Origin of the sequence: Riemerella columbina, from assembly GCF_030517065.1 — a bacterium.
GTDB lineage: Bacteria > Bacteroidota > Bacteroidia > Flavobacteriales > Weeksellaceae > Riemerella > Riemerella columbina_A.
The window spans coordinates 562,796-579,209 of the sequence record NZ_CP103950.1 but is presented as its reverse complement, the minus strand read 5'-3'; the positions used below and the strand labels follow the sequence as shown (position 1 = coordinate 579,209).

Sequence of the window (16,414 nt, the reverse complement as noted above, 5' to 3'; positions counted from 1 at the left end):
CAGCCTTGATTTTCCTCAGGGCTGTAGTGGCTTAAATATTACTCTTATGATAAAATACTTTAAAATCTCCTTATTACTCGGTTTTTTCTTATGGCTCAGCTCGTGTGGCGGCAGTGATAGTGGCTCTGGGAGTGAAGGCAACGGCTCTGGCACCACAGATGGTTTTGATAGAACCGCTATGCTAACCCATTGGATAGATCATTTTTTTATCCCTTATACCCAAGATTTTGCCCAAACCGCAGAAACTTTAGAAGAAAAAATCAAGATTTTTACTGAAACTCCCAACTCTGCCAACCTTAATGCGGCAAGAGTAGCCCTCAACAAGGCTTATGAAGCTTATCAATACATTGGATTTTATCGTTTTGGAAAGGCTGAGGATATCAATTTTCAATACCGCCTCAACACCTATCCGACCAATGTAGAGAACATCAAACAAAACGCCATTGCAAAAGACTATGAATTCCGTAAGCTTTCCAAAATTAGCGGTGGGCAAATTGCCCAAGGTCTTCCTGCGATAGACTACCTCATCAATGGATTTGGCAATTCTGATGAGGCGATTATCTCACACTTCACCAATGATGCCAATGCGCCTGCCTATCATGCTTATATACAAGCGCTTTCTAAGGAAATCCTAAAATCTTCAACAGAAGTTTTATCCGATTTGAAAGCCACACGCACGCAGTTCATCAACAATACGGGCAGCAGTGCTTCGGGTAGCATTAGCTTGGTGGTTAATGCCTATGTTCAATATTATGAGAAAAACCTCCGTGCTGGGAAAATCGGCTATCCTTCGGGGATTCTAACCCCAATGTATATGCAACAAAGTGAGGCGCCTAAGCCAGAATTGGTAGAAAGTCAATTTTCGCCGCAGTACAACCGTTCCTATGCACTCTTAGGCACCCAAGCGATGCAAAATTTCTTCCAAGGTAAGGGCAAAGATGGCGCTCAAGGTCCTTCGCTACAGCAATACATAGACTATATGAGCAACAAAATCAACCAAAATAAAACCTTAGCAAAGGACATTAACACCCAGTTTGATTATGCTAAAACAGCGATTGGAGCGCTAAAACCTAACTTTAAAGAGCAAATAGCCACGGACATCAACCCAATGAAAACGGCCTATGGACAGCTTCAGAATAATATTCCTAAGCTCAAAGTAGATATGGCACAAGTTCTTAACATCACGATTTCTTATATGGACACAGATGGTGACTAAAAGCTTGATACATAAAGTTTTATTCCAACCTGTAAGTGCTTGTATATTGAGCACTTATAGGTTATTTTTTGGCGTACTGATGTTGGTCAGCATTGGACGATTTTTCGCTTATGGCTGGATTGATAGCCTCTATATTCAGCCGAAATTTTTCTTCAGTTATTACAGTTTTGAATGGATAAAACCCTTAGGTATCTACACTTACGCCCTCTTTATTTTAGCGGGTATTTTTGCTTTTTTGGTGATGATAGGGCTTTGGTACCGCTTTGCCATCATCGGATTTTTCCTCAGCTTCACTTATATAGAGCTAATGGACAAAACCAACTATCTCAACCATTATTACTTCATCAGTATTCTAAGCTTTCTGATGATTTTTTTGCCGATGAATGCTGCCTTTTCCATTGATGCCGAACGCCATCCACAATACCGAAAACAATGGGTGCCAGCTTGGACGGTTAATGCTATCAAACTTTTAGTGGCTATCGTTTACTTTTATGCTGGGCTTTGCAAACTCAACTCGGATTGGTTGCTCCACGCAATGCCGCTGAAAATATGGCTTTCCTCAAAATTTCACCTACCGCTAATCGGTCCTTTGTTAGACCAAAATGCCACCGCTTTTGTATTCGCGTGGGCTGGAGCGCTCTACGATCTCTGCATTCCCTTTCTACTGTGGCATAAAAAAACACGACCTTGGGCTTTTCTAAGTGTGGTGGTGTTCCATACGCTTACTTGGATTTTGTTCCCTATTGGCATTTTTCCTTTTGTGATGATGTTTGGCGCTACCATTTATTTCTCTCCTGAATGGCATCAAAAACTATGGGCAAACCTCTACCGCAGCCTTAATCTCAATCCTAAAAAATACGAAAATCAGAAAATTTATCATCTGCCAAAAATTTTAAAGCGCCCTATTGCTGTGATTTTAACCTTTTTTTTCACAGTACAAATTTTATTGCCGTGGCGCTACCTCCTCTACCCTAACGAGTTGTTCTGGACAGAGGAAGGTTTTAGATTCTCTTGGCGCGTGATGCTCATGGAAAAAACAGGCTATGCCGAATTTAAAGTGTACAACCCTAAAACCAAAGAAACTTATATTGTAGAAAACTCTGATTTTCTTACACCTACCCAAGAAAAACAAATGGCTTTTCAGCCCGATTTCATCCTGCAATATGCCCACTTCCTCAAAGCTTATTTTGAAAAAAAAGGTGTGGAAAATCCTCAAGTTTTCGCAGAGGTATATGTGGCGCTCAATGGGCGAAAAAGTCAATTATATATTAACCCTAATGTAGATTTAGCAAATGAAAAAGAATCTTTCCTCCCTAAACACTGGATTTTACCGTTTAAAGATCGCATCAAAGGCTTGTAGCATAGCGCTATGCGTGGCGCCGTTATTTTTATATGCCCAAGAGCAAGAGCGCGTCCGCGAGATTAAAGAGGTGCAACTCATCAAAAATAAATTAGAAGCCTTTGAAAACCGTAAACTTCGTGAGGTAGAGCAAACCAGCATCTTCGCGGCTAAGAAAACCGAGGTTATTTTAATGGATGTGAAAATCGTGAATAAAGCCCTAAATAACCCTCGGCAAATCTTCTCACAAGTGGCAGGTGTGAATGTTTTTGACAGCAATGATGGCGGGTTGCAACTCAATATTGGCGGGCGTGGTCTCAACCCCAACCGCTCGGCTAATTTTAACACACGCCAAAACGGCTATGATATTAGCGCCGATGTTTTGGGCTACCCCGAAAGTTATTATACGCCTCCCGCTGAAGCACTGGAGGAAATACAAATTGTGCGAGGCGCCGCTTCGTTACAATATGGTACTCAGTTCGGAGGATTGATGAATTTTAAGCTCAAATCGCCAGAGAAAAATAAACCGATAGAACTCATCAGCAGGAATACTTATGCCAGTTTTAATACCCATACCACTTTTAATTCTCTAAGTGGTACCGTGAGCAAATTAGGCTACTATACCTTTTTTAATTATAAACAAGGCGATGGTTTCCAAGCCAATTCTGATTATAATTCCCGAAACTTTTATCTGCATTTGGATTATGCGCTTTCGGATAAAACAACAGCTTCCGCAGAGATCACGAAGTTCAATTACCTTGCCCACCAACCTGGCGGATTGACCGATGCACAATTTCATCAAGACCCTTACCAAAGCCAAAGAACCCGAAATTGGTTCCATGTGGATTGGAATCTTTATAACTTGAAACTTAACCACAAATTTTCTAAAACTTCGGTTTTTAATTTGAATGCTTTTGGGCTAAATGCATCCAGATATTCTTTGGGATATCGCCCTTCCAAGGTCGCCCATCCAGATTATGATGGTGCCGTTCGGGATTTAATTACTGGCGATTTTAAAAATTGGGGTGTAGAAGCCAGATTTCTCAAGCAGTATGGCAAGAAGAACCATGCTTTCCTCATCGGTGGTAAATATTATCGTGCCAATAATAGCGGTCGCCAAGGTCCTGGTAGCACAGGCATTGGTCCTGATTTTAACTTTGATGAGCAGAATATTAACTATTTTTTTCAATCAGATTACCGCTATCCTAACCAAAATTTAGCATTTTTCTCAGAAAACATCATCAAATTGGGTGAGTATTGGTCTGTGGTGCCTGGCATCCGCTGGGAGTGGATACAAACGGGCAGCCAAGGAGCTTATCAGCGGATTATTGAGGATAATGCAGGCAATGTAATTTTCAATAAAACCTTTAACGAAGAGGAGCAGCGCCAGCGAAATTTCTTTTTGTTTGGTTTAGGGGTTTCGTATAAGCCTCTTAAAGCTTTTGAAGCCTATGCAAACCTTTCTCAAAACTACCGTTCGGTGACTTTTAGTGATATTCGCGTGGAGAATAACTCGCAAGTGGTGGATCCTAATATTCAAGATGAAACAGGCTATACTGGCGACATCGGGATAAGAGGTAACTGGATGAATAATATTTCTTATGATATTAACCTCTTTGGGCTTTGGTACAATAACCGCATTGATAATGTGTTCCGCAAACGCGAGGGTTTATTTTCTGATGTTGCCAAAGTAAGAACCAATGTAGGAGCGGCATTTATTGCAGGGTTAGAATCCCTTATAGACTTTAACCTCAACAAAATATTGCTCCATAACGCCGAAAATTGGAAGTGGAACTTGTTCCTAAATACCGCTATTACCCATTCGGAATATACCAAATCCGAAATCCCTGGAATTAAAGGCAATCGTGTGGAATATGTTCCAAAAGTGAACCTCAAATCTGGGCTTTCCATTGGATATAAAAATTTCTTGGGCAGCCTGCTACACAGCTATATGAGCGAGCAATTTACCAGTGCTACCAATGAGCCGACAGACCCTAACGACCATATTTGGGGTATCCGTGGGAGTATTCCCGCGTATCAAATTGTAGATGCTTCACTATCTTACCGCTGGTCTTCACGTTTCAAAATAGAAATGGGCGTAAACAACCTGCTCAACGAGGTTTATTTCACGCGGCGTGCCACTGGCTATCCTGGTCCTGGGATTATTCCATCAGCACCAAGACAATACTACCTCACAATGGAAATTAAATGGTAATTGATAATCCCGCCGCCTTAGTTTAAGCGGCGGGATTTATTTTAGGCTCAATCTACCCTCCTGTAATCATTTGGTGTAAGGTGTTCTTAAGGCTTTCTAATTGCTGTTTTTTATCGTCTATTTTAGCGAAAGTTTCTTTTAATAGAGGGTTGTCTCTGGTTGGGTTGCTAAAGAAGGAAAGGTTGTTTTCTAACTTGACAATCTCTGCCTCTAAGTCCATAATTTGGTTTCTCAGTTTGCGTGCCTTATCGGTGACTTGAGATTCAGAAAGCCCTTCCTCTTTCAGGTCGTACTCATTGAGGTTGTTGAGTTTTAGTTTTAGTTTTAGGGTTCTGTTAAACTCCGAATTGATGCCTATTTTGTCTCTCGGCACCTTGCCAATAGCGTTCCACTGATTTTTAATGTTCTCTATTTTTTCTAAGCTGCCCTCGGATTGCTCTATGGCTTTCAGCTCATCAAGGAGGGCTTTTTTCTGTCTAAAATTGGCATTCCAGTCGTCGCCTGCGGCATCGCTTTTGGTGCGGTATTGCTCAAAGAAATAATTGCAAGCCTCCCTAAACGCATCCCAAACTTTATTGGCTTGATTTCTTGGCACATGTCCAATATTTTGCCAATCTTTTTGCAGTTTTTTGAATAAAGGCACCATAGTCTCCCAATCTTCAGAATTTTTATTATCCTGCGCCACTTTAATCAATTGATATTTAGCTTCTAAATTCTTAATCTGCACCGATTTCAAATTCTTATAATACTGATTTTTAGCGGTATTAAAAGCCCTTACGCTTTGTTTAAAATCTGTCCAGTTTTGAGTAGAAAGTTTTTTGGGCACATTGCCTAACTTTAAAAATTCCTCTCGGAGCGCCTCCATTTTCTTAATTGCCTTTTGCCAATAATTATGATTAGGCTCTTTTTCTGGTGTTACCAAAGCTTTAATCTGTGCTATAATCGCGTTTTTCTTAGCTAAATTATCCTGCTGCTCGGCATCTATCTGTGCGTATAATTCTGCTTTTCTATCGTGGATTTTATCCGATATTTGTCTAAATTCTTGCCAAGTAGGCTCTCTAAATTCCTCTGCAACAGGCACTGCCTCTTCGCGCCAAAGCTTATGTAAATATTGCAATTCGTTGAGAGCTTGTTGCACCTTAGGCTCCTCCAAAAGCTCATAAGCCCGAGCGATGATGTGTTTTCTCTTTTCTAAATTATGGGCATACTCCTGCTCACGATATTCTTTGTTAAGATCCAGCATTTCATAAAACCCATTGAGGTGATGATAATAATTGTTATTCAGCAACTTAAACTCTGATTTTGCCACCTTGCCCGCATTCGCCCACGCTTCTTTAATCTCTCTAATCGCTTTAAATAGATTGGTGCCAGGCTCCGTATTGGTGTACAGATTTTTCAACTTTTCAATGATGCCTTGCCGAACTTCTAAATTATGCTGATGTTCCTCTGCCTGCTGCCGATGGAAAGTCTCTTGCTTTTCTTTAAAAATATGAATGAGTGCAGAAAATTTAGACTGCAAAGGATGCTCATAATGAAACACTTCCGAAGAGCCGCTATTATCGTGGGCTTCTTTTTGGGCTTCCACCTCTTCCTCTATTTTCTCCGCGATGCTTTTTCTCAAGGCATTAAATTTTTGCCCTTCCTCTCCTGCATTTTCTAAATTGATTAAACGCTCCAAAGCATCTACCAAATCCTTCAACGAATGTTGCTGATATTGATCTTCTTCGTGCTCATCTGTGTGGGTTTCAGCCTCATACAGCGTTTCTTCAGCGGGTACCAATTCTGGGGCTGAAGGTTGCTGTTTTTCATTTTCATTAGGAGCTTCTAAATTATTAAGTTGCTCATTATCAGCGTTTATAGAATCATTATTCATCGTGGTGTAATTTTAAAAAGTTAAATATCTGCGGCGGACTTTTGCGTCCATTTATGCTGGCACTAAATTAAAGGTTTTTTATTCTAAATTCCAAATTTCCCAAGCTTTTTCTGCCTGCTGCTCCAACATTAAGAGTCCATTGGCGGTTTTGGCGCCTTTTTGTGCTGCATTTTTTAGAAACTGCGTTTGTTCTGGATTGTAGATTAAATCTATGGCTAAATGTTGGTCAGAAACGCCCTCCAACGGTAGCGGCAATGTGTCTTCTACATTCGGGAAAGTGCCTACTGGCGTGCATTGGATTAAAATAGGATGGTCTTTGATGACAGCAGCGTCCAAATTCTCAAAAGTCAGTTCCCCCGCTCTGGAAACCACCTGATAAGGGATATTCTTTTGGTTAAGGACATACTTAACCGCTTGTGCAGCACCGCCATCGCCAAAGATTAAAGCGCTATGATGGTGCGGTTTCTGGTGTAAATTCAAGGTTTTTTCAAAGCCAAAAGCATCGGTATTATAGCCGATTTTCTTGCCCTCAACAACCGCTACGGTATTCACGGCGCCAATAGCTTCCGCCTCTGCACTCAGCGCATCTAAATACTTTATAATCTGAACTTTATACGGAATAGTCACATTAAAACCCACCAAATGAGGTCGTTGAAATAAAGTTTCTACTTCCGCAATATCCTTTATATCAAAAATGGAATAATCTACCGTTTTGATGAGTAATTTCCTAAATTTAGCCTCAAAATATTTCTTAGAAAATGAATACGAAATATTTCGTCCTATTAAACCTAATTGTTTCATAGTCAATTGTTTTTTGATCATCATTGGTGATGGTAGCGCTCTATTGGCTGTTTTGCTTGGCTTCGTTCCAAAGGGCATCCAAAGCTTCTATGGAGAGATTTTCTAAAGGTTGGTTCCGCTGCGCTGCCAACTTTTCCATCATTTGAAAACGGTGAATAAATTTCTGATTGGTACGCTCCAACGCCGTATCTGGATTGATGCCCACCTGCCGCGCATAGTTGATCAGCGAGAAGAGTACATCTCCAAATTCCATTTCTTTTTGGTCTGCGGTGGTGGCTTGCAAAAACTCCGTGCATTCTTCTTGAACCTTTTCCCAAGCGGCTTCTTGATTAGGGAAATCAAAGCCGATACCCTTCACTTTGTCTTGGATTCTATATGCCTTAATCAGCGAGGGTAAGCCCTTGGGCACGCCTGACAAAATGGAAGTATTGCCTTCTTTCAGTTTCAGTTTTTCCCAATTTTGTTTTACCGTTTCTTCATCGTTGGCTTCCACATTGCCGTAGATGTGGGGGTGTCTAAATATCAGTTTCTCGTTCAAGGATTTTATAACATCGCCGATATCAAAACTGCCTTTTTCCGAGCCTATTTTAGCATAAAAAACCAAATGCAGCAAAACATCGCCCAACTCTTTTTTTATTTCATCTAAATCTTCGGCTAACAGCGCATCCGAAAGTTCATACACCTCTTCCAAGGTGAGGTGCCGCAGGCTTTGTAGGGTTTGTTTTTTGTCCCAAGGGCACTGGGCTCTCAGGTCGTCCATAATGGTTAGGAGGTTATCAAAATATTTGAGTTGCTGGGTTCTGGTGTTCATCATCCAATGCTTAAAAAAAACTTTGCCAAATAGATTAGCAAAGTTTTATCGGTTTTTATTGTTCTTCTGCTGGAGTTTCTTCTTTTACAAAACTCTCTGGTGTGATGTAGCCCGCCTTATGAAGGAGGTTGTACCACTGGGCTAATTTTCTAATATCCGAAATATAAACGCGCTCTGTATCATAATTCGGTAAGGTTTTGAGCATAAAAGCTCTCAGTTCTTCATCAGTAGATTTATGGTTGATGGTGGCTTTATAATCTTCATTTTTAGCGATATTTTCCATCACTTCAAACAATGGCACTTCTCTATCAAAGCTAAACATCGCGATGTTATCCAACAAGCTAACTTGGCTGGAATTAGAGATGCTGATTTTCTTTTTTGTGGTAATATCTTCCACGATAAAGCCGTTTCTCAACTGAGAGACCAAACGATAAAGCCCTGGCTTACCCGAGATTGAAATTATTTTTTCTAACTGCATATCTGTTATATATTTTTAGTTTATTATTTATTTAGGAAATCTCATTTTATAATTCACCTGCACCTCGCCATTAGAGATTTTGCTGAGCTTGCCTTTCACCAATTTTTTCTTTAGTGCAGAGAGTTTATCGGTGAAGAGAATACCCTCTATATGGTCGTACTCGTGCTGGATCACGCGGGCTCTGATGTCTGAATAAGTTTCCGTATGTTTTTGGAAATTTTCATCATAATACTCTATCACAATGGTGTCTTTCCTTTTAACATCTTCCCGAACTTCTGGTATGGAGAGGCAACCTTCGTTAAACTTCCACTCTTCGCCAGATTCCTCTAAAATTTTAGCATTGATGAATACTTTTTTAAAATCTTTAAGTTCATCCGCAATATCGGCGTAATCTTCATCTTCTGCCAATGGCGATACATCTACCACAAACAGCCGAATATCTAAACCTATCTGCGGTGCAGCAAGTCCTATGCCATGAGCGCCTACCATCGTATCATACATATTTGCGATCAACTCTTTAAGCTGCGGATAATCTGGCGAAATAGCCTTGCCTTTCTTTCTAAGAATAGGGTCGCCATAGGCTCTTATTGGTAAAATCATTTTTTCTGTTCTAAAAAATTTTGTAAAATTATGGTGGCACTTACCTGATCTATCAATCCTTTATTTTGTTTTTGCTTCTTACTTTTTCCACTTTGGCTGATAAAAAACGAAGCCATTTTAGAAGTAAACCGCTCATCTAACCTATGGATTTCTACCTTCGGAAATGCCGTTTTATATTCTTCTAAAAAAGACAAAATATCGGTTTCTATTTCAGACACTTGCCCTCTTAAATCTATGGGATAGCCGACCACTACAGCCTCCACCTGATGCTGACTTTGATAATTTTTAAGAAAATCCATCAGTTGCGGAGTTTCTACGGTAGTTAGTCCGCTGGCTATCAGCTTCATATCATCTGTTATCGCTATGCCTGTGCGCCGTTTGCCGTAGTCTATACCCAAAATCTGTCCCATAAAAGATGCAAATTTAATAAATTTTTGAGAAAACGCTATTTTCTATTGCCAAATTTTGGATTTAATCCCCGCTATTCAATTTCAGAATTTAAAGTTCCCTTTATGCTGTGCGCTTTTGCCTTAATTCCCTTCAATAAAAAAGACCTGCAAGTCCGTTTTTTGAGTTCTACAAAAAATCCTTAAATTTGCAAACTTATTTTCTTATGGCAACGACAACCTCAAAAACAGCGGCATACCACACTTTAGGATGCAAGCTCAACTTCGCGGAAACCTCCACCATCGCCAGACAACTGACAGGTGCAGGGTACGAAAAAGTCAGTTTTGATGAACCAGCAAATGTCTACATCATCAACACTTGTTCTGTTACCGAAAATGCGGATAGAGAGTGCAAGCTCCATGTAAAAAGAGCTATGAAAGCCAATCCTGATGGTTTGGTGGTAATTGTGGGGTGCTATGCCCAGCTGAAACCTGAGGAAATTTCTAAAATAGAAGGCGTAGATTTGGTTCTTGGCGCTAAGGAAAAGTTCAACATTCTCAGTTATTTAGAAGATTTGGAGAAAACCGAGCACGAAGGTATTGTCCATTCTTGCGAGATTGAAGAAACCGATTTCTTCATCGGCTCCTACTCTATTGGCGATAGAACGCGCGCCTTTCTGAAGGTGCAAGACGGCTGCGATTATAAATGCACCTACTGCACCATTCCTTTGGCGAGAGGAATTTCTCGGTCTGATACCATTGAAAATATCATCAAAAATGCTCAAGAAATTGCACAAAAAGACATCAAGGAAATTGTACTGACAGGCGTGAACATTGGAGATTATGGCAAAGGCGAATTTGGCAATAAAAAACACGAGCATACCTTTTTAGACCTCATCACAGCATTAGACCAAGTGCAAGGCATTGAGCGGATTAGGATTTCTTCCATTGAGCCCAACTTACTCAAAGATGAAAGCATAGATTTGGTGGCTCAAAGTCAGCGCTTTGTACCTCATTTCCATATTCCGCTGCAGTCTGGGAGCGATGATTTATTGAAAAAAATGAAACGCCGCTACTTGACTCCACTTTACCAAAATCGGATAGAAAAAATAAAATCTGTGCTGCCAAATGCTGCCATTGGCGTAGATGTGATTGTGGGCTTCCCTGGGGAAACGGAAGAGAAGTTTTTAGAAACTTATCACTTCCTCAACGCGTTGCCTATTACCTACCTCCACACCTTTACCTACTCCGAGCGAGAAAATACAGAAGCCGCCCAGATGGAAGGCGTGGTGCCCATTCCTGAAAGGAAAAAAAGAAATAAAATGCTCCGGATCCTTTCCGAGAAGAAGAAAATGGCATTTTATCAATCTCAATTAGGGAAAACCTTGCCTATTCTTTGGGAACACGAGAATAAAAACGGAATGATGTATGGCTTCACCGAGAATTATGTTCGTGTGAAAAAGCCTTTCCAAACTGAGTCTGCTAACCAAATAGAACACCTCAAACTCTATAAAATAGAAGATGACGGCACCGTTTCTGTCTCTCCTGCCTTTGATGATTTTCTGAATAAAATCTAAAATTGAGGCTATTCAAAGCGTCGGTCTCTACCCTATCAGGTAAAAATTGAAGAATAGAAGATTTTTTCAACACGATGTGGAAAAATTTCAAAGCGCAATACCTCATCTACCACCGCAATAGCACGGTAAAAAATCACCTTGAAAAATCCAATAAAAAGTCGTAATTTTGCTATGAAAAATCAGTAGAATTATGTCAGAATCCAAATTAAAAAAAATAGGTGTGCTTACCTCAGGTGGCGATGCGCCTGGGATGAATGCCGCCATCCGCGCTGTGGTAAGAACCGCCCACTATTATAATATAGAATGTGTAGGCATTAGAGAAGGTTATAATGGACTGATGGAGGGCAACCTTATTGCTATGGGACCTCGCTCGGTAAAAAACATCATCAACCAAGGGGGTACCATTCTAAAATCGGCGCGTTCTACTGCATTTAGAACGGTAGAAGGTCGCCAGCAAGCTTATGAACAATGCGTGAAACACGGCATCAATGCCTTGGTTTGCATCGGTGGGGACGGCACTTTCACGGGGGCTAAAATCTTCAGCGAAGAGCACGGCATTAAGGTGATTGGCGTTCCTGGCACCATTGACAATGATATTTTCGGCACAGACTTCACGATCGGTTATGATACCGCCCTCAATACTGCCATAGATGCCATTGACAAAATCCGAGACACGGCGACTTCGCACAATCGGGTGTTTTTTGTAGAGGTAATGGGGCGAGATGCTGGTTTTATCGCGCTCAATAGTGGCATTGCCTCGGGCGCTATTGACATCCTTATCCCTGAGCGCAAGGACAGCATAGAGGATATGTTTCAAAATTTTTATACCGCACAGAAACGCGGCAAAAGTTCCTCCATCGTGGTGGTGGCAGAGGGCGAAAAGCTGGCTTCTACCTACGAATTAGCAGAGAAAACCAAAGCCGAATTCCCTGATTATGATATTAGAGTGACCATTTTAGGACACATCCAAAGAGGAGGCACGCCAAGTTGTGCCGACAGAGTGCTGGCAAGCCGCTTAGGTTATGGCGCTGTGGAGGGACTTAGAAAAGGCTTAACCAATGTAATGGCGGGCATCAGAGCCAATCAATTGGTATTTACGCCGATAGAAGACGCCATAAAAAAACACAACGAAATCAATCAAGATTTAATCAAGCTTTCGGAAATTTTAGCGATGTAAAACTGTGGGATACAGAAAAAAATCGTATCTTTAAACCCGAAAAAACGAGCATCCTCCGCAAGGAAAAAACAGAAAATTAAAACAACTATAAATATTTTAAAAATGTCAAAAATTAAAGTAGGAATTAACGGTTTTGGTAGAATTGGTAGATTAGTATTCAGAGCCATGACCGAGAGAGACAACATCGAAGTGGTAGGCATCAACGACCTCATCACTGCAGAGTATATGGCTTATATGCTTAAATATGACTCTGTACACGGGGCTTTCAAAGGCGAAGTTTCTGTGCAAGGAAATGATTTGGTGGTGAATGGTAAAAAAATCAGAGTAACTGCTGAAAAAGACCCTAACAACCTTAAATGGAACGAAGTTGGTGCTGAGTACATCGTGGAATCTACTGGTTTATTTTTAACCAAAGAAAAAGCGGAAGCTCACCTGAACGCGGGTGCTAAAAAAGTGATCCTTTCGGCGCCGTCTAAAGATGATACGCCAATGTTTGTGATGGGGGTTAACCACAAAGAATTGACTGACGATATTAAAATCTTATCTAACGCCTCTTGCACCACCAACTGTTTAGCGCCTTTGGCAAAAGTGGTTCACGATAACTTCGGTATTGTAGAAGGTTTAATGACGACCGTACACGCCACTACCGCTACTCAGAAAACCGTAGATGGTCCTTCAATGAAAGACTGGAGAGGTGGGCGTTCTGCGCTAAACAACATCATCCCTTCTTCTACAGGTGCAGCCAAAGCGGTTGGAAAAGTGATCCCTTCTCTTAACGGTAAACTTACTGGGATGTCTTTCCGTGTACCTACAGCCGATGTTTCTGTGGTAGACCTTACCGTGAGATTGGAAAAAGCCACTTCTTACGATGAAATCTGCGCTGCAATGAAAGCCGCTTCTGAAGGCGAATTAAAAGGTATTTTAGGTTACACTGAAGATGATGTGGTTTCTCAAGATTTCGTAGGAGAGAAGAGAACTTCTGTATTTGACAAAGGTGCAGGGATTATGCTATCTCCAAACTTTGTGAAATTAGTGTCTTGGTATGATAATGAAATGGGGTACTCTAATAAATTGGTAGATTTATTGGTACATGCCGCTTCTTTATAAGCATTCCTTTTTCAATAACAATCAAAACCACTTCTTGATTAGGAGTGGTTTTTTTCTTAAAACAGAATTTCTTTTTATCTTCGCATAAAATTACGCTATGTCTCATCATTTATTGCTTATTTTTCATCTGATAGGCGCCGCCATTTGGGTGGGCGGACATTTGGTCTTAACCTTAGGCATCCTCCCCGAAGTATTGCGAAAAAAATCGCCAGAGTTATTGCTCAACTTTGAGAGGAAATATGAGAAAATAGGAATGCCCGCGCTTGTCGTGATGGTCATCACAGGCGTATGGATGGCATATCAATTTGGGCAAGGCATCAGCACTTGGTTCCATTTTTCTAACCCGATAGAAACCGTGATTTCCATTAAATTGCTCTTGCTCTTCAGTACGGTATTATTTGCTCTAAGTGCTAATTTATGGGTATTACCGAAGCTCAGTGCTAAGACTTTACCGCTGATGGCATTTCACATCATCTCCGTGACTATTATTGGTGTTTGTATGCTGATTTTAGGGAGTTTTGTGCGCTATGGCGGTTTATAGAATAGGCTTTTGATGCACCACTTTCTTGGCTAAAGTCGCAAAAAACCCGCCCAGCAAGTAGCCCACAGCGGCACCAAAAAGGATATCCAACGGAAAGTGAACGCCCAAATAAATTCGGCTATAAGACACAAAACCTGCCCACAGCAACACTAACAACGAAAAATAACGCCATTTTTTTGAAAACAATGCCGACATAAAACTGGCGATAAAAAAAGTATTAGAGGCATGGGCAGAGTAAAAGCCGTAAGCGCCGCCACACTGCACCTCTCGCACCAAACCTTCTAAACTAAGGTCTTGGCACGGCCGCAACCTATGAACTCCTATTTTGAAAATATTCGCCAACTGGTCAGAAACCACCAGTCCCAACGCGATAAACAACAAGATATAAAGCACCGAACGGCGGTTAAAATGTTTTAAAATCAAGTATAAAAAAATAAAATACAGCGGTAGCCAAGTGAGCTTCCCAGAAACTATAGTCCAAAACGCATCAAAATAAGGGTTCCCTAAGCCATTAAGAAACAAAAAAATGGATTGGTCTAAATGGATAATCTCTTGCATACTAACGGCTTACTGGACCTTCATAAGTCTCATCTTCTAACGGCGATATTTTAGGCGCATCGGTGTTTCCTGTACCCTCCACATTGATGTCTTTGGTCGCTTTGGTGAGTTCATTTTTAATATCGTTCATAGGATTGACCTCCTGTACAGATTGCTTGACTTGCTCTATTTCCTTTTTAATTTCGGAGACAGGGTTATCGGTTTCTTTCATAATTTCGGTTTTAATGTCTTCCATTGCGGATTTCATCTTCCGTACGCCTTGCCCCAATTCCCTCGCGATTTGTGGTATTTTTTTAGGTCCAAACAGCACCACAATCACCAGTGCAATCATTAACATTTCGCTAAAACTAAAATCTCCCATAACACGAAATTATAAAACTTTAATACTAAATACGGCACAAAATTACCGTTTATTTTTCTGAAATACATAATATACCACCACGATACTCACCGTTATCAGTAAAAATCCGAGGAAAAACGGCGCTCCAGGGAACTGAAAAGGCGCTTCGCTGTGGGTAAAATAATAAAAGACATTGGTCATCAGCGGTGGCCCAATAATGCTGGTCAAGCTAATCATACTGGTTAGCGCCCCTTGGAGGTCGCCCTGTTCATTGGCTGGCACCTGTGCCGAAATAACCGACTGCAACGAAGGTCCTGCAATACCCCCTAAACAATAAATAAAGAGTATGGCAAACATCATCCAGCTTTGCCCCGCAAATGCGAACAGCAACATCCCTAAACCATACATCATAATGCCATAGAGAATGCTCCGCTGGTTGCCCAATTTTGGGTTGATTTTTCTCAAAAGGACGCCTTGGACTAATGCTGTGAGGGCGCCCATAACGCCTAAGGAAATGCCCACCGTGGTTTCGTTCCAATGGAAACGGTACATTCCAAAATAAGCCCAATTGGTCTGCACGGCGTGCCCTGCAATGTAGATTAAAAACCAAGCCGAAAAGAGCCCCAAAAGCTCTGGATATTTTTTCAGTTGCAATAAAGAACCGATGGGGTTGGCACGCTTCCAATTGAACGCCCGCCGATTTTCCACCGAAAGGCTTTCTGGCAACACAAAATAACCATACACAAAATTGATTAAACACAAGATCCCCGCGGCAAAAAAAGGCACCCTTGCGCCATACTGCCCCAGCACACCGCCCAGCACAGGCCCTATAATAAAGCCCAAACCGAAGGCGGCACCAATCATCCCAAAGTTTTTGGAGCGGTCTTCTTCGGTGCTGATGTCCGCGATGTAGGCACTCGCTGTGGTAACGCTGGCGCCTGTAATCCCTGACAAAATACGCCCCACAAACAGCCACATAATGGTAGGTGCCCACGCTTGAAGGAAGAAATTTGCTGAAAAGCCCAAGAGCGAAAACAAAATAACGGGTCGCCGCCCATAGCGGTCACTCAAATTCCCTAAAACGGAGGCGAAAATAAACTGCATTACGGCATAAACAAAACTCAACCAACCGCCATACTGAGAGGCTTGGCTAATATCTCCGTGGATCAGTTCCTCTATCAACTTCGGGACAACGGGAATGATAATCCCCCACCCCGTAATATCAATAAGTAAAGTGATAAAAATAAAGCCTATGGCTGCAGATTTCTTTGACCGATGCATAACGGGGCAAAACTACAAAAATATTAAGATATGGTTTGGATATTTTTGGGGGGAATTTATCCTCTCTGCCATAAAGTGGGGTTAAAGCGCTTCCTACCTCTCTAAAAAAAATCC

At 41.3% G+C, this 16,414-nt stretch carries 16 protein-coding genes; 7 read left to right on the top strand and 9 right to left on the bottom strand.

The features are described 5' to 3' along the window. Nucleotides 1-46: 46 nt before the first annotated feature. The 3 genes from NYR17_RS02770 to NYR17_RS02760 are packed head-to-tail and all read left to right on the top strand — an operon-like array spanning nucleotide 47 to nucleotide 4,770. Nucleotides 47-1,216 carry an imelysin family protein gene (locus NYR17_RS02770; RefSeq protein WP_302506243.1) on the top strand — a complete coding sequence of 390 codons (1,170 nt, stop codon included), beginning with the start codon at nucleotides 47-49 and terminating at the stop codon, nucleotides 1,214-1,216. After that, a complete protein-coding gene (locus NYR17_RS02765; RefSeq protein ID WP_302506242.1) occupies nucleotides 1,206-2,576 on the top strand; it encodes an HTTM domain-containing protein in 1,371 nt (456 codons plus the stop codon). Before NYR17_RS02770 ends, NYR17_RS02765 begins: the two co-directional genes overlap by 11 nt. Next, nucleotides 2,509-4,770 carry a TonB-dependent receptor family protein gene (locus NYR17_RS02760; RefSeq protein ID WP_302506241.1) on the top strand — a complete coding sequence of 754 codons (2,262 nt, stop codon included), beginning with the start codon at nucleotides 2,509-2,511 and terminating at the stop codon, nucleotides 4,768-4,770. The genes NYR17_RS02765 and NYR17_RS02760 overlap by 68 nt, the downstream gene beginning before the upstream one ends. Before the next feature lie 52 nt (nucleotides 4,771-4,822). On the opposite strand, the gene NYR17_RS02755 is transcribed toward NYR17_RS02760, so the two are convergent. From NYR17_RS02755 to ruvX, 6 genes are all read right to left on the bottom strand, one after another. Next, complete coding sequence (locus NYR17_RS02755; protein WP_302506240.1) at nucleotides 4,823-6,643, bottom strand: DUF349 domain-containing protein; 1,821 nt, start codon at nucleotides 6,641-6,643, stop codon at nucleotides 4,823-4,825. Nucleotides 6,644-6,721: 78 nt separating this feature from the next. Next, entirely contained in the window at nucleotides 6,722-7,444 is a 723-nt protein-coding gene (locus tag NYR17_RS02750) for a shikimate dehydrogenase family protein (protein WP_302506238.1), read from the bottom strand. Between the two features lie 40 nt (nucleotides 7,445-7,484). Beyond that, nucleotides 7,485-8,255 carry a nucleoside triphosphate pyrophosphohydrolase gene (mazG, locus tag NYR17_RS02745; RefSeq protein WP_302506971.1) on the bottom strand — a complete coding sequence of 257 codons (771 nt, stop codon included), beginning with the start codon at nucleotides 8,253-8,255 and terminating at the stop codon, nucleotides 7,485-7,487. A 55-nt stretch (nucleotides 8,256-8,310) separates the two neighbouring features. Continuing rightward, nucleotides 8,311-8,733, bottom strand: coding sequence for a DUF5606 family protein (locus tag NYR17_RS02740; RefSeq protein ID WP_302506237.1), 423 nt, complete (start codon nucleotides 8,731-8,733; stop codon nucleotides 8,311-8,313). A 27-nt stretch (nucleotides 8,734-8,760) separates the two neighbouring features. Next, complete coding sequence (gene def, locus NYR17_RS02735; RefSeq protein ID WP_302506235.1) at nucleotides 8,761-9,333, bottom strand: peptide deformylase; 573 nt, start codon at nucleotides 9,331-9,333, stop codon at nucleotides 8,761-8,763. Beyond that, nucleotides 9,330-9,743 carry a Holliday junction resolvase RuvX gene (gene ruvX, locus NYR17_RS02730; RefSeq protein ID WP_302506233.1) on the bottom strand — a complete coding sequence of 138 codons (414 nt, stop codon included), beginning with the start codon at nucleotides 9,741-9,743 and terminating at the stop codon, nucleotides 9,330-9,332. Before ruvX ends, def begins: the two co-directional genes overlap by 4 nt. Before the next feature lie 203 nt (nucleotides 9,744-9,946). Between ruvX and mtaB the strand changes: the two genes are divergently transcribed. From mtaB to NYR17_RS02710, 4 genes are all read left to right on the top strand, one after another. Next, nucleotides 9,947-11,296 carry a tRNA (N(6)-L-threonylcarbamoyladenosine(37)-C(2))-methylthiotransferase MtaB gene (mtaB, locus tag NYR17_RS02725; protein ID WP_302506232.1) on the top strand — a complete coding sequence of 450 codons (1,350 nt, stop codon included), beginning with the start codon at nucleotides 9,947-9,949 and terminating at the stop codon, nucleotides 11,294-11,296. A 190-nt stretch (nucleotides 11,297-11,486) separates the two neighbouring features. Beyond that, nucleotides 11,487-12,473 (top strand): 6-phosphofructokinase, encoded by a 987-nt coding sequence (pfkA, locus tag NYR17_RS02720; RefSeq protein ID WP_302506231.1) that lies wholly within the window; start codon nucleotides 11,487-11,489, stop codon nucleotides 12,471-12,473. Nucleotides 12,474-12,575: 102 nt separating this feature from the next. Further along, nucleotides 12,576-13,580 (top strand): type I glyceraldehyde-3-phosphate dehydrogenase, encoded by a 1,005-nt coding sequence (gap, locus tag NYR17_RS02715; RefSeq protein ID WP_302506229.1) that lies wholly within the window; start codon nucleotides 12,576-12,578, stop codon nucleotides 13,578-13,580. Between the two features lie 97 nt (nucleotides 13,581-13,677). Continuing rightward, nucleotides 13,678-14,121 (top strand): copper resistance protein CopD, encoded by a 444-nt coding sequence (locus NYR17_RS02710; RefSeq protein ID WP_302506228.1) that lies wholly within the window; start codon nucleotides 13,678-13,680, stop codon nucleotides 14,119-14,121. Here NYR17_RS02710 and NYR17_RS02705 read toward each other — a convergent pair. The 3 genes from NYR17_RS02705 to NYR17_RS02695 are packed head-to-tail and all read right to left on the bottom strand — an operon-like array spanning nucleotide 14,116 to nucleotide 16,300. Next, a complete protein-coding gene (locus tag NYR17_RS02705) occupies nucleotides 14,116-14,679 on the bottom strand; it encodes a phosphatase PAP2 family protein (RefSeq protein WP_302506227.1) in 564 nt (187 codons plus the stop codon). The genes NYR17_RS02710 and NYR17_RS02705 overlap by 6 nt on opposite strands. 1 nt (nucleotide 14,680) lies before the next feature. After that, complete coding sequence (locus NYR17_RS02700; RefSeq protein ID WP_302506226.1) at nucleotides 14,681-15,040, bottom strand: Sec-independent protein translocase subunit TatA/TatB; 360 nt, start codon at nucleotides 15,038-15,040, stop codon at nucleotides 14,681-14,683. A gap of 42 nt (nucleotides 15,041-15,082) precedes the next feature. Then, nucleotides 15,083-16,300: a TCR/Tet family MFS transporter gene (locus NYR17_RS02695; RefSeq protein WP_302506225.1), complete on the bottom strand. Its 1,218-nt coding sequence runs from the start codon at nucleotides 16,298-16,300 to the stop codon at nucleotides 15,083-15,085. Between the last annotated feature and the right edge of the window lie 114 nt (nucleotides 16,301-16,414).